We start from the raw sequence: 13797 nt of genomic DNA on the forward strand, positions 1-13797 counted from the left end.
CAGGGGCAGCAGCGCGTTCAATGCTCAAAAAGACCACGCCACTGGCGTAAATTGTCTTTCGACGCAGCACTTTTCGCTCTTGGAACACGTCAGTTTGCAGATGGGTGGAACATCGCTATCGCACGCACAAGGAAAAAGAACAGATTAAACCCTTGAGTCCTTTTTTTCCGATTCATCGGAAGTCGCGGCTACTTACCCGCAGGCCCTGCAAGAGATGGGTGTGGTCTGTGAGCTGGGAAGCCACGAGAGATTGAACGCCCTTTTCCGATTGCCAGGTCCCATCGACTGTAAGGAGCATGGAGCCACGCAGCGCGAGGCGCTGCACTTCGGCTATCGACGGCCAAACGATGATGTTCGTGGTGCCCGTCTCGTCTTCCAGCGTTGCGAAAATTACTCCGCTCGCGGTGCTTGGCTGCTGCCTGTGCGTGACGATGCCGCTGGCACGCACCTTCTGTCGATCCTCAGCCGTCGTCCAATGGCCGCGTTTTCCACTGGCACCAAGCGGCTGAGCTTGTCGCGCGCGATCACGAAGCCGCCAGTGTGCTGGCTCAAGTGCCGAGGAAAACCGCGAACCTCGTCCGCCAGTTCTATCCACTTCGCCACCAGCGGCTGCGCGCGGTCCAGTCCGTTTTCTGCAAGAGAGGCGGTGCTGATCCACTCTTCGTCAGTGCCGAACGCAGTCTTGGCCAACTGCTCGGCGACCTCGAGGGGAAACCCCAAGGCCATGCCGACATCGCGGATCGCGGATTTGGAACGGTACGCGGTGACCACGGCCGTGAGCGCGGCGCGATCGCGTCCGTACTTTCGGTAGATGTACTGCATGACCTCCTCGCGCTTCTGATGCTCGAAGTCGATGTCGATGTCGGGTCGCTCCTTCCTTTCCTCGCTCACGAAGCGCTCGAACAAGACGTTCATTCGCGCTGGATCCACCTCGGTGACCCCAAGGCAATAGCAGACAGCCGAGTTCGCGGCCGAGCCGCGCCCTTGGCACAGGATGTTGCGCGACCGCGCGAAGCGAACGATGTCCTCGACCGTCAGGAAATACGGCTCGTACTGAAGGCGCGCAATGACCGCAAGCTCGTGTTCGATTTGCGCGCGGACCTTGTCCGGCATGCCTTCAGGAAACCGCTCGGCGGCGCCGCGGTAGGTCAGCTCGCGCAAGTGCGAAGCAGGGGTGGCGCCGGCAGGCACAATTTCGTCCGGGTATTCGTAGCGCAGCTCTTCCAGGCTGAATGTGCATCGCCGGGCGACCTCGACGGTTTCACTCAGCCACTCGTGTGGGAATTCCTCCGCCAGCACGGCGCGGCCGCGCAGGTACTGCTGCGCGTTCGAAAGCAGATCGTAGCCACACTCCTGCACTGGCCGGCCGACTCGCACTCCGGTGAGCACGTCCTGCAGCTGCTTTCTGCTCGTACAGTGCATGAGCGGGCTGGCCGTAGCCACGATCGGCACGCCGGCGCGCCGGGCGGCGACCTCGAGGGTGTAGAGCCTGAGTTCATCGTCCATTTCCAGCCAGCGCGAAGCCGCAACCCAGGCCCGATCGGCGAACCACGTCTGGAGCCACATGCACTGCGAAAAAATCTGCTCCTCAGTCGCTTCCTTTTCCGGCAACAGCAAGGCCAGGCAACCGGCCATGCCAGCGAGATGCGGCGCCTTAGCGGTCTTCCCCTCGACGTCGGCTACATGAGCGACGTACGACCCCTTTGCAGCCCTGCGGCGCGCCAAGGTGATGAGTTCGCTCAAGTTGCCATACCCGCGGCGGTCCTGCGCGAGCAGGACGAGCCGTGCAAAGGGCGCGCCGCCTGTGGTGGTCAGCTGCAGTTCGCTGCCGACGATGAAGTGAATCCCCCGCTCACGAGCCTCGATGTGGGCACGAACCACACCGGAAAGCGTTGCCTCGTCGGTGAGTGCCAAGCTGCTGTAGCGCTTCTCGGCAGCACGTGCGACCAGTTCTTCCGGCAAGGACGCGCCCTGGAGGAAGGTGAAATTGGACCGGCAGTGCAGTTCCGCATACGGCGAGGGATCAGGCAACATACTGTTGTTTTATACAGTACATCCGTGAGCAAAGCGTGGAAACAGGAACTAATTAACGCATTGCGCGCTTCCTCACCAAGAGATAAATACCGCCACGCCAGAACACAACTATCGTCTACGATTTGGGAGACGCAATAGTGAAAAAGATGCGGCAAACTGCAGAACAGCTGATGGATGCGCTGCTTGACCTCGTGGCGAACGACTCCGGCCTTTTCTCGCAAATGACTGATCTGGGAAGAGCAAGCGTGAGACCGACTGCCGAACACCTTGAAGGTGCGAATTGGACCGTTCGCAGCGATACAAACATCGACCAGTATCGGCCTGAGATTGCTCGCGCCATCCGCGAACTCCAAGCCAAATTCGACCTGGCCTGTTAGGTTGCAGGACTCCAACCTAGCTATGGTGTGATTCCGTTGCACGCCGTCGGCTTTGCGGTTGACTACGCAGACTCGTGAGGCTGAGCCTTGAAGAACCTCTGCGATCTAACGCCGAGCCAGAGCCGCCCCGTCTACCGGCCGCCGCTTGGCCATGTCGTCAACCCCTTGTACGGAGAACTGAATGGCAGAAAACGAAGTGGCACGGAGCGAGCAACTTGACCTCGCGGACCAATACCTGGCGAAGGTGAAAACTTCCATCTCGGCACTGAGCCAGACAGAGTACCTCCCGAAAGAGGTGTTGGCGGCCCTGCAAGATCTAACGAGCGCAAGCGACTGCTTGAGCACCGTGCTGCGGCAGTTTTATCCTCAGCTCTCCAAATAGTTGGCACATCCGGATCTGCGTCAGACGCGAAATTCGTCGAGCGTTTTGCCGGAGGCCATTGCGTCCCGCAACCACAGCGGGCGACGGCCGCGGCCCGTCCATTTGTTGCCATTGCCGTCTCTGTAGATCGGTGTCCGCGTTGTCGAGGGTCCCTTTGGTCGCAGATTTCCTTTGCGCGATGTCGAAGCGCCCCTGCCGAACAACATTTGTGGCGTGATGGCGTACCGGGCGATGTTCTCCCTCATCTCACGCAACACCTGGTCGACGGCGCGCTGGCGTAATTGGTGCACCTCCTGTTCCAGGTCGGCAATGCGATGCTGAAGCTGCTCATAGGTTTCTGCCATAGCGATTCCTTTCCTGCCTTCCGATCAAGACGCCATCAGGCCGCCAACTTATATTCGTAGTAAGGCCTGAATCTGTCACCCAGGATCGCTGACCTGCCCCCTCCTGCCGTGCCATTCATAACGAGGAAGTCCGGGGTTGCAAGATTAATTGATCTCTGTGGTTGTTGAGCTGGTTCGAGCTGCATCGCCAGCGCGCTGGCGATGCAGCTGGGCGAACTTCGCCGGTGGCATTCGCTGGCAACTGCTGTGCGGCCTGACCTCGTTGTAGTCCTGTCTCCATGCCTTGATGGCCGATCTGGCCTGCTGCAGCGTCTCAAACCATTGCTCGTTCAGGCACTCGTCCCTGAACTTGCCGTTGAAGCTCTCGATGTAGCCGTTCTGCATGGGCCTTCCGGGCTCGATCAGGATGTGGCGAATGCCGTGGGTCTGCGCCCAGCCCATGAACGCACGGCTGGTGAACTCCGGGCCGTTGTCGGTGCGCACGGCCAATGGGTAGCCTCTGAAGACAGCCGCCTGGTCCAGCAGCCGCGTGACGTACTGACCCGAGATGCCCCAGTCCACTGAGATGCTCACGCACTCGTGGCTAAAGTCGTCGGCCACCGTTAGGCACTTGATGCGCCGTCCGGTGCTCAGGCTGTCGCTGACGAAGTCCATGCTCCACACCTGGTTGGCCGTGCTGGCAAGTTGCAGCGGCACGCGTTCGTTGGCGGGGCGTTTGACCTTCTTGCGCTTGCGCACCGCCAGATTGGCGGCGCTGTACAGGCGGTAGACACGCTTGTGGTTCACGCCTGGGAAGTGCGGGCGCAGCATGTCGTGGATACGCCGATAGCCGAAGCGCCGCCGCGCATGTGCGACCTCGACGATCTTGCTGCTGAGTTCCTGGTTCATGGCGTCGACCTCGGGTGGATTGCGGTAGCTGTCGCGCGAGAGCTCCACAAGCCTGCACGCGCGTCGTTCGCTCAGATCACATTGCTCGATCATGGTGGCGACGGCGGCACGCTTGGCCTGTGGGGCTAACGCTTTACCCCGAAGGCGGTGTTCAGTGCGTGGATGTCCAGATGGGCCTCTGCCAACAGCTTCTTGAGCTTGTTGTTCTCCGCCTCGAGTTCACGCAGTCGCCTGGCGTCAGGCACATCCATTCCGCCGTATTTGGCGCGCCATTTGTAGAAGGTCGCGTCGCTGAAGCCGCCTTTGCGGCACAGATCCTTGATCGGCAAGCCGGACTCGGCCTGCTTGATGAAACCGATGATCTGCTCCTCGGTATATCTGCTCTTTCTCATGTCCGTCATTCTCCAAGTTGACGGACTTCGCTGCCATTACGCTGGTACGGCTGGAAGGGGGCAGGTCATCGCTTCCAGCTCGTCAAGCGTGCGCTCCTCAGGGCTCAGCCAAGCGTTGAGATCTTCCAGCGCTAAGGGAAAATGATGCAACGGTCACGCCCTGCGATCGCCAACTCACGACGAGAGTCCTAGAACCACGTGTTGGCTACAGCATATGAATACATAGTGATACGACGTGCCACAAGGTCGTCACGTGATCTCCGGTTGACTCCGACCCAACCTGACATCTTTTACAAGGCCAGTGTGTTGAGCCATTGCCACGAGGGGCGCCCCGCTGCTGGACTACTGGTCCCGTCACTGCCACATCGCCAAAACTAGAACACAAGTGAATCGGATAGCCCGTTTCGGAAAAGCAGCCTATTGGGGCACACATCGTAAATTTCAAGGTTCGGCCGCGTGCGCGCCACTGCCACCCTTTACTTAATGCTGCTAGCGCGATTGCGCGAGCGCCAACGATAACCCTCGATGAGAGCATTCGCCAAACGACTACTAAGCGGCTTAGAGCCTACATGATCGCTTATGCGCCGATCGCGCCGCGTAGCTAGCCCGATAAGACTGCGGCCGTCTGGAACATGTTGTCGTGTTTCTGCGGCTTTGTTGAACATTCTGTCTAAACCTGCGGTAGTCATGAACTTGTTGTCTCTAGTTCACGTGACATAAAGATCAAGACACCTTCAGAAATCCCATATAAATCAACAAGTTACAAACTGAGGACTGTCAGGAGCATCTTGTCGCCGCAGGGTTAGCAGCTACGTGCCGGCGCCCGAGCCGCCCCCCGAAAAGGCACGCAAACCCGGGCGCGTGGGCGTGCAGTTGCATGAGGTGCTGCAAGCCGCCGACGACCTTGTGGCACGTGGCCTGAAACCCACGATCGAGCGTGTGCGCCAGCACTTGCATGGCGGCTCGCCCAACACGATCAGCCCGATGCTTGACGAGTGGTTCGCGCGGCTGGCCGTCCGCCTGGCCGCGCCGGCGGAAAGCGCCGCCGCACAAGCCGCGGCCCCCGGCGCTGCGCGCCCCGCCCGTCCGGTGGACCCGGCTGATGACGTGCCTCTGGGCGTGACCGAAGCAGCTCGAAATTTGTGGCGCGCGGCACTCACACACTCCGCGCAGGTTCACAACGCGCAGATCCAATCTGACCATCGCGCACTGGTGCTCGAGCGCGAAGCAATGGCTGTGCGCGAAGCTGACCAGCAGCGCCGCGAGGCAGCCTTTGAGGACAAGAAGGCAGACCTGGACAATGCCCTCGCCTCCTCCCAACGCGCGCTCACCGCGATGGAAGTGCGACACGAAGCCCAGTTGCAGGACGCCGCCCGCTCGCTCGCCGACGCGAAAGCGGAAGTCCGGGCCCTGAAGAAATCGCTCGCAGCGGCTGAAGCGACCAACACGGCCGTGCGCGAGACTGCCGCAGCCGACGTGACGAGCGCCAAGCGCGGGGCGCAGGATGCGGAAGAGCGCCACATCGGCCAGGAGCGTCGTTTATTGGCCGAGGTCGACCGCGCCCGCGAGGAAGCCGAGCGGGCCAACCTGGCAGCTGCGCAAGCAGCCGCCCGCGACCAAGCTGCGCTGACCAAGGCGGCTGAGCAGTTGGCCACCACACGCGAACAGCTGAACACTGCTGTGCACAAAGCACGCGCAGACACCGTCGCGGCCCAGGCTGAGACATCTGCTGCGCGCGCCACCGCACGAGACGCACAGGTGCTGGCGGACAGCAGTTTGGCAAAGCAGGCCAATGAGCTCAATCAGGCACGCGCCGAACTGGAACATGTCCGAACTCGGCTGCACGAGACACGAACGCTCCATGAGCGAGAAATGACCGCCCATGAAGCTACACGACAACTACTCCAACGCGCAATAGGTGCGCCTGCGGCCGCAAGCGCGAACAGCAAGGATTCGAACCCTGCGCTGTTGGGCCGCGCTCCGCGTAAGCGGACCGACAACTGAATGGGCACGTCCTGCCCTGGTTCATGGACCTCCCGCAGCACCACTGCCCCCCCTCTGCGCGGCGCCACCCGCGAAATGCTTGCGTTCACAGCGACGCGCGGAGCCAGTCATTGCTACCGCCTATGCAGCGCACGCTCTTCAAGATGCGCTTCATAGGCGCCAACGCTGGTCGCTTTCATTGCGCCTAGGTCCGCAACGAGGGCAAGCCCATTCCAGCAGTGATCCTCGCCATCGACTTCGAGCCGGTGCCGCGCAGCGTCAGACTGGGGCTGTTCGTCATCAAGGAGATCGCAAAGGCCCACAGTAGCGAATCGACGGCCTCGCCCGACACGACGCAGGGAATGACCTTCGCGTTGCGCTTCCCGGCAAATCCGCAGCGCTAGCCCTGCCAGCCTCTCTGCGCCAAACGAGACCCGACACGACCCTCCGGCCGATGGCAGGACTCTGCTCTGAGCCGCAGAACATGGCTTACCAGTCGCGCTGCGTGCGTCTTGGCAAGGCTGCACGCACAGCAGAATGCGCTGTGACACCCGGGCGTCCGCGGTCCCAGACAAAACTGGATCCAGGGCAGACGTTCAAAGACCGCCGTTGACCTCGAACGTTCCGCAGACCATTGCCTTGTCCAACTTTGTTGAGGTCGTCCTGTTGAACAAATCGTCCTGAAGCAGCGGTCGTCTGAGGAGGCCGGCGAGTGGCCAGGAGCTGCTATCCAGGATCCCTCCCGAAATCGCTTGATAGCCGTCAAAAAAGCTGTTGAGGAATACGAATGAATCCGCAAAACGACGCGGATCTGTGCCTGGACTGAACGAGTTGACCGCGATGCTGAGTCATCGTCAAAACATGAAACGCTTCGAGTTGCTCTCTTGACCAAAAACTTTCAATTAATGCATGGAGAGATCCAGACCCATCCTATTGCAAAACTCAAAGGTGAGGAAAAGCATGAGGAACGCAGAAGCGACGAACGCCCCGCCCACCTTGATGGAAGTGAGTACTACTGCAGCTGTCTTTTGATTTCTGTCCTTTTGTCCCCGATCGTAATGCCACTTGACGGCTAAAAACATGCCTATGCTAAGCACGAGAACCTTAAAAATAACAAAAGAGATAGGTATTGAATTCATGATTGAAGGATATGAATGGTGAAATACGGCGAAATGCCCGAGTGCGGCGATTAGCCCAATAGACCGATGGAGAAACAAGAAAATCAATCTAACGAAACGGTTGCGGTGAGCTAAATGAGCGTCCGCAAGGCGCGTCGCGAGGCACGCAAGACATGGTCGAAAGGCGGAGCAATCTGCCGGTACTACAGAAGCACTCTCTTCGCGTTGCTGAGTGTTCGTCTTCCAGCCTGATACGTACAGAATCAGATCAACGGAAAATTTCCGTATCAGAAGGAAGGAGACGGGAAGTCGCTCCGGCCACGCCGACGTTCTGATACGAAAATCTGGAAAATGGTCCACAACGACCGTATCAGAAGGAGATGCCCATTAACCGCTACGAGAAGCTTGCCGACGACATCGCTCAGCGCATTCGCACGGGTAGCCTGAAGGAGAACGATCGCCTTCCCTCCGTGCGCGAACTGAAGTCGCAGCTGGGTATCAGTGCGTCTACCGTGTTCTCTGCTTACTACCTGCTGGAGGCGCAAGGGCTTGTCGAAGCGCGGCAGCGGTCGAGCAACTTGCCGCCGGCATGACGCGAGCGCTCAAGCGGATGGATCCTTGGCAGACCGTCGAGGATCTGTCACCAGGAAACGCCCTATTACGCCATCAGATCTCCCTCCGCTATGGCAGCGTCGGGATGGATGTTCCTGCGTCAGAACTGGTCATCACCAGCGGAGCGATGGAAGCACTCAATCTTGCGCTCGAATCGGTCACGCAGCCAGGCGACGTCGTAGCGATCGAAACGCCAACCTTTTATGGTGCGTTGCAGGCATTAGAGCGGCGCGGTCTTCGCGCGGTCGAGGTTGAGACCCATCCGCGAACCGGCGTAGATCTCGACTCTCTTGCTCGAGTGATCGACGAGCATCCGGTGAAGGCCTGCTGGTTCATGCCGACCTTCCAGAATCCAATGGGCAGCACCATGAGCGACGCAGCCAAAGAGCAACTGGTCGGCATGCTCGCCACCCGCGCCATACCGCTGATCGAAGACGACGTGTACGGCGAGCTCGCGCATGGGGCTCGGAGACCGCCACCAGCCAAGGCCTGGGACCGGACTGGCTGGGTGCTGCACTGCAGTTCTTTCTCGAAATCGCTGGCACCCGGCTATCGCATCGGTTGGGTAGCAGGCGGTCGCTTTGCAGCCACTTTGGGTCGGAACAAGTTGATGAGTTCGCTGGCGACGGCACTCCCTTCGCAACTAGCGTTGCAGGAGTACCTGCAACACAAGAGTTTCGATCGTCACCTGCGAGCCTTGCGGCATTCGCTCAGCCGCCAGCAGGCTGCATGCTTGCGACTTATCGAGCGATACTTTCCGACTGGAACGCAAGTCACGTGCCCTGAGGGTGGCTATTTTCTGTGGCTCGCGCTGCCAGAAGGTGTCGACTCGCTCACACTGCAGCAGGACGCCCTTCGGCTCGGCATAGGCGTAGCACCGGGCCATTTGTTTTCAGCCGACCGTCGATACACCCGGCACCTACGCATCAACTACGGGCATCTTGCCGACCCGCGGTTGGAAGGGGCCATCAGAAGTCTTGGAGATCTCGCCAACGCGCAGCTTAAATCTGCAACTGAAAAATCGGAGCCAATCTTCGACGGACATTCGTCGAGACCCTAGTCTGCGTCAACGCAGGTCAAGGTCCGCCGCCCTGGATTGACTCTCAACGGCATGCGTGCCGCTTCTGTCCAGTCGTCGACGCCTCGCTGCAAAGATGGCACGAAAGCCTCAAGCGGTAGCCCCGACTTTTCGGCAACAAAGTTGAGGGGGTCGTGGACGAGTGCGCTTTTCGCGCTGCCGAGTGGCCGGTTGAAAATTTCTTTAACTCTCAATGCAGTGATCGTATCGGCCAGCCTCCGTGTCGGAAAATTTGACGGAATGGCGACGCCGCGCAGCCGGATCCGGGCACGCGCAGCAAGCGTTGCCCCGATGTGCGTGGCCTACTTTCGACGCGAGGCGCTGCCTACCCGCTACATTCCTCCGCACAAATGGGAGACGTGCTTGAAATCGGTTGCTTTGAAGTGTGCTGGCTACGCTGCAAAGCTGGCAGTTGCATCTGATGCGGAGCCATTCGTTGCGGCTACTGCGGGATCGTGCAGTAGGTTCAGAGGCGTGGAGACACTGCAGTGCTTCGGCGCCTCACGCGGACCGAGCTTTCAGCGGCGTCACGGTGAACCCAGGGCTGGTACGTCCAGCAGGCCGTGCTCGCGCATCAACTCCGCGGTTGTGGTCTCTTCTAGGGAGTAAACGCCTCGCTTCTCTTTCCAAACCAGCGACTTCTCCTGAAGGGCTCCGAGCGCCGCCTGGACGTTGGAGACCTCGGGTACGGTTTTCTCGTCCGGCGCGAGTGCAGCAAGCATCGTTCGGTAGCTCTCCATGGTCCCGGTCTCGAACGGCGCGTACTTGTCGCCCTGACTCGCCAGGACACGCAACACGGCCGACTGCAGGGGCGTGAGGGCGTGGATCACCCGCAGCGTCTGCTGGTCAGCTTCCTCGATCTGCTGATCCACTGCCTTAGCGAAGGCGGCACCGGCGTCCGCCGGCTTGATGCTGAAGTCAAAGCGGAGGCTGTCCGCCGCCGCGCCCAAGATCTCCGGGCGGAATCCCGCGCGCTCGAAGAGCTTCGTGACCGCATCCGGCTCCAGCGGGCCGGCCAGGCCGACACCTTTGCAGAACCACTGGATGTAGCCAGCGTCGAGGGGCGGAAATGCGACCAAGGGCGCGCCGAAGAATGCCTGGTCCTTGCTGTTGCGCAGCATCGCCAGCTTGTCCCGGTTGGACCCCGTAGCGACGATGCGCAAACCGAAATGCGCGCTGCTGTTGAGCTCGTCGCGCGCGGCTTTCAGTGCGAACAAGGCGTCATAGCCGCCGTCCGTGGTGATCGCGTGCTGGGCCTCGTCGATCAAGAGCACGATCGGCTGCTTGGTCTCGTCGGAGAGCGCCGCCAGCGCGCCGCTCAGTGAGATCTCCTTGCCCAGGCCGACGCGGTCAAGCGAGAACGCTACTCCCCCGACAGTGACCTTCTCCATGCCGGCCGCTTTGGCCAGCCGGGCGACGATGCCCTCGTGCTTGGCCAGCTCGGCGCGCACCGCGCCGACGATCACTGCGCCCGGATCTGCTTGCTTGTTCGCCCAGAGGTCGACGTAGAGGACGGTGGCGCCATAACGCTGCAGCGCGGGGCGTAGATCCTCGCGCACGAAGGTGGACTTCCCGGTGCGCCTTGGCGCGGCAAGGAATAGCCCGGAAGCGGATGCTGATCCTACGGCCGAAGCCATGATGCCTTTGACCATTTGCTCAGCGAGCTCGGTGCGGTGAAAAACGATGTCGGCCATTGAATGTCTCCACGTACGCATTGCCCGGACCCCAGGGCGAAACCGGTCGATTACGGTGGACTATAGGCGTGAAACTCGAATTATAGTCGGTATCTGCCAATTATATACCTGTTCCATAAAGCACTGTAGTCGTCCTCCGGCGCGACGATCGATACGCTGTGGGCGGAATGCTTGCGGCTAGCACCCAGCCGAGAGACAGCACATAGAGGCTTGCTCTCTCTCCACCCGCATCTCGCTGTGCTCGCATGTATCTGGGCAAACAGCTTGATGCGCTTCGAACTGAACATTGGACTGGCGCGCACACGAAGTGCGCCGCCTGAGGATCGCGACTTTGAGCAAGACTGGGCCAACGTACTTCGTTGGCACCAGTGTTGCGGCATCAGGCGGAGAAGAAAAGACTTTCAAAGACCGAAAGACAGATTCCGAGCGACGCGAAGGTGGCGCGCATGGCTCACGACAATTATCTTGAGCAGCCGCTCAAAGTAGCTGACGCCGGGCACGCGCCAGAAGGCCACAGTGAAGAGCAACGCGCGTTGTGGACTGAACCCGCTGCAGGGGGCGATGCCTCAGCTCCCTGTAGGCTTGACGCTACTCACTGCCCATTAGATTGCCAGCCTCACTGTCCATCATGTTGCCCACACTCCGATGCCCAGTCATCTTCATCGCATCGGCCATCAGCGTCTTCTGGCGTCCGACCTCAGTCACGAAGCCTGACGGCAGGTAGTGCGCAGAAAACTGACCCCGCAGCCCTGACTGCGCGCACCGCTCCTTCACAATCTTCCGAATTGCCTTGGGATCCAGCGCGTCGCCAGTTACTTTTCCAACCTTCAGCACGCGCCGGAAGATCGGTCCCTCCGTGACCTTCGCCACGAAAGCCAGGCGTCGAGTGCGGCCGCCGCCAACCCCTTAATGGGTTTCTCATCGTCGTACGTGCCGTCCTGGTTGATCTTGGACCGACCTAGGCTGTACGTGTAGCCCTTGGAGACCTTGCGCAGGATCTCCATCACCGCGCCGGCGATTTCAGACTGCCGTCGCCCGCCGCTTGAGAGCCTCCTGAAAAGCCGGGGCGCTTCATTTCTTCGAACTGGCTTATTGCACACGCTTTAACTTCGCTGTACAGGATGCCACCCCTCGGGGGCACCACGCTTGACTTCGTGCCAGCACTGCCAACCGTCGTGCCAGCCTGTTCACCACCGCCGCATCGTGATGAAGTGTCGTCAATACATGCGGCAGCGCCCCCGTCTCTGTACGGCCCTTACCTTAACTCTGCCAGATGCGAATCCAAAAGAAAAGGCATAAAGTGGCCTCAGATCGGCCGATAGAGGTCGCATTTTTCAGCGACTATAAATGCAGAGCACTAAAAGCCACAGCCGACTTGAAAAAAAGCTGACGAGGGAATTTGCAAATATCAGACCATGAAATCAACAGCGATAGCCCAACCCTCTGAACCCATACCAGTGGAGCCTAATCTGATAAAGAGCGTGTTTGTATTGGAAGATGGTCAGGAGGTGAGTGAGGATGATTATTGGAAAGGGCGAGTGACAAATTTTTCGCCTATTCACTCGCACAAAATGCTCTTTCGACGACTGGAGCCAGCAAGTCTCGACAAGGCGATTCGAGTAAAGTGTGGCCTGAGCGACGATGAACCGATTTGGCTTGAAGCTAGTGCACCCGATTAATAGGCTTCCGCGTGATGAGCGGGAAGTTCAGTGAACCTTTTTGACTGGAGCTTTCTCGTGCCGGCTCAAAAGCACCTTGGCAAGGTGGAAGATGAAACCGGTGGGTAATCGGCCAGTGGAAGCACTCTCAAGAATGCTGCGTCAGGCATGGACAATGCTGTCCGCCTAAGTTAAGCGGGCAGCAGAATGCACCTCGATCCGAGCAAGGGCGCCGCCACAGCTCAGCCTCAGGCTGAAGTCATGGCAGCGTGTACTGAGCGTGGGGGCGTCGACTGGCAAATTTTTCGTCCTGCTCATCGTCGAAGCCGAGCGGCGCAGCCGTTTCCTCAATTCGTTGCCGTGAGCGAACCGCTGTGCTGGGCTTCAATGCTTCGATAATTCGCGAGCGTGCTCCTCATCTAGTGAGCGTGCTATTCGGAATCGCCGTGCTTGGTACTCGTGGCGCGCGGCATACCATGTCATTCAGCGTTTGCGCCCCTGTGGCACGCTTCGTGAAGGGCCAGCGCTTGAGGCGGCCGTCGACCCTGGTTCCCCGCTTGGACATGAGACGCACCGGAGAGATTGGAAATTGCTCTCCGCTCAGCGCCGCCGGCGTGGCTGATCCATTCGGTCGACTGAGTGAGATTTCAACGCCTGCTGGCCGCACTCTACTGGCCTCGCACCGGCGTCAGGGATTCAAGCCATGCGGTGATGAGATATTCGCGAACCTTGGCTGCCACCTGCCAGGCACGACCATGGGCTACGCGCCGAGCAGTTCCTTACGGCACACCTCCCTGCAACTCCTCCATACGATTACCTGGGGCTGCTGGTCCTGCCTTGCGGGGACAGGACGGTAGTGCCGTTGCCGTCACTGGCTGCCCGCGCAAGACGACGATATACAGCGGCACAAAAAGTGCATGCCCGTCCTCGATTTCGTCCAAGTCTTGCATGGTCAAACGCGCCACGTTGCGCGCTTGACCTGGAGACGCTTGCTGCGAGTCAACGAATACGATCGCCGGCGTCGGTGCCTAAAAGGTTGGCAACGTGTGACTGGGTGCCAGCCTGGCTGTGGTAGTAGCCCAAAACGGTCGCAACGTCGGTGTGCCCCGTCATCGCCATGGTGTCTGCCTGTTGATTGCCACCGAAAATTGACCCTCTAAACGCAGTAAGGGGGTGCGGACGAAAACTTGGACTACCAGGAGGTAGTTCGTGTATTCCTACGAAGATCGGATTCGAG

General features: G+C 59.7%; 9 protein-coding genes and 3 pseudogenes. 5 read left to right on the forward strand and 7 right to left on the reverse strand.

Features of this window, described 5'->3' with window-relative positions:
• Positions 1–172: 172 nt before the first annotated feature.
• Both QTI51_RS39060 and QTI51_RS37950 read right to left on the reverse strand, forming a co-directional pair.
• A complete protein-coding gene (locus QTI51_RS39060) occupies positions 173–448 on the reverse strand; it encodes an OB-fold nucleic acid binding domain-containing protein (RefSeq protein WP_353506579.1) in 276 nt (91 codons plus the stop codon).
• A 17-nt stretch (positions 449–465) separates the two neighbouring features.
• Positions 466–2034 (reverse strand): annotated as a pseudogene (locus QTI51_RS37950) (PHP domain-containing protein); the annotation flags it as partial.
• A 170-nt stretch (positions 2035–2204) separates the two neighbouring features.
• Here QTI51_RS37950 and QTI51_RS37955 point away from each other — a divergent pair.
• A complete protein-coding gene (locus tag QTI51_RS37955) occupies positions 2205–2411 on the forward strand; it encodes a hypothetical protein (protein ID WP_286518234.1) in 207 nt (68 codons plus the stop codon).
• Between the two features lie 181 nt (positions 2412–2592).
• Positions 2593–2793: a hypothetical protein gene (locus QTI51_RS37960; protein ID WP_286518232.1), complete on the forward strand. Its 201-nt coding sequence runs from the start codon at positions 2593–2595 to the stop codon at positions 2791–2793.
• A 20-nt stretch (positions 2794–2813) separates the two neighbouring features.
• Here QTI51_RS37960 and QTI51_RS37965 read toward each other — a convergent pair whose 3' ends face one another.
• Entirely contained in the window at positions 2814–3137 is a 324-nt protein-coding gene (locus QTI51_RS37965) for an H-NS histone family protein (RefSeq protein ID WP_286518231.1), read from the reverse strand.
• A 144-nt stretch (positions 3138–3281) separates the two neighbouring features.
• Positions 3282–4417, reverse strand: a protein-coding gene (locus QTI51_RS37970; protein ID WP_503011589.1) for an IS3 family transposase whose coding sequence is annotated in 2 segments (ribosomal slippage) — positions 3282–4162 and positions 4162–4417 — 1137 coding nt in all. Because the reading frame shifts where the segments join, the coding sequence is not laid out codon by codon here.
• Between the two features lie 861 nt (positions 4418–5278).
• On the opposite strand from QTI51_RS37970, the gene QTI51_RS37975 reads away from it, so the two are divergent.
• From QTI51_RS37975 to QTI51_RS37985, 3 genes and pseudogenes are all read left to right on the forward strand, one after another.
• Positions 5279–6421 carry a DNA-binding protein gene (locus QTI51_RS37975; RefSeq protein ID WP_286518228.1) on the forward strand — a complete coding sequence of 381 codons (1143 nt, stop codon included), beginning with the start codon at positions 5279–5281 and terminating at the stop codon, positions 6419–6421.
• A 218-nt stretch (positions 6422–6639) separates the two neighbouring features.
• Entirely contained in the window at positions 6640–6804 is a 165-nt protein-coding gene (locus tag QTI51_RS37980) for a hypothetical protein (protein WP_286518227.1), read from the forward strand.
• 1100 nt (positions 6805–7904) lie between these two features.
• Positions 7905–9190 (forward strand): annotated as a pseudogene (locus QTI51_RS37985) (aminotransferase-like domain-containing protein).
• Between the two features lie 545 nt (positions 9191–9735).
• On the opposite strand, the gene QTI51_RS37990 reads toward QTI51_RS37985, so the two are convergent.
• The 3 genes and pseudogenes from QTI51_RS37990 to QTI51_RS38000 all read right to left on the reverse strand — a co-directional run.
• Positions 9736–10902, reverse strand: coding sequence for a PI-PLC domain-containing protein (locus QTI51_RS37990; RefSeq protein ID WP_286518226.1), 1167 nt, complete (start codon positions 10900–10902; stop codon positions 9736–9738).
• A gap of 588 nt (positions 10903–11490) precedes the next feature.
• Positions 11491–11772 (reverse strand): site-specific integrase, encoded by a 282-nt coding sequence (locus QTI51_RS37995; protein ID WP_286518225.1) that lies wholly within the window; start codon positions 11770–11772, stop codon positions 11491–11493.
• Between the two features lie 1787 nt (positions 11773–13559).
• Positions 13560–13797: pseudogene (locus QTI51_RS38000) on the reverse strand (hypothetical protein); the annotation flags it as partial.

It is taken from the genome of Variovorax sp. J22G73, from assembly GCF_030317035.1.
Classification (GTDB): Bacteria; Pseudomonadota; Gammaproteobacteria; order Burkholderiales; family Burkholderiaceae_C; genus Variovorax.

Bases quoted from the DNA above. Each gene is read 5' to 3' on its own strand.
- QTI51_RS37955 (WP_286518234.1), top strand. From the start codon at position 2,205: ATGGATGCGCTGCTTGACCTCGTGGCGAACGACTCCGGCCTTTTCTCG.
- QTI51_RS37960 (WP_286518232.1), top strand. From the start codon at position 2,593: ATGGCAGAAAACGAAGTGGCACGGAGCGAGCAACTTGACCTCGCGGAC.
- QTI51_RS37965 (WP_286518231.1), bottom strand. From the start codon at position 3,137: ATGGCAGAAACCTATGAGCAGCTTCAGCATCGCATTGCCGACCTGGAA.
- QTI51_RS37990 (WP_286518226.1), bottom strand. From the start codon at position 10,902: ATGGCCGACATCGTTTTTCACCGCACCGAGCTCGCTGAGCAAATGGTC.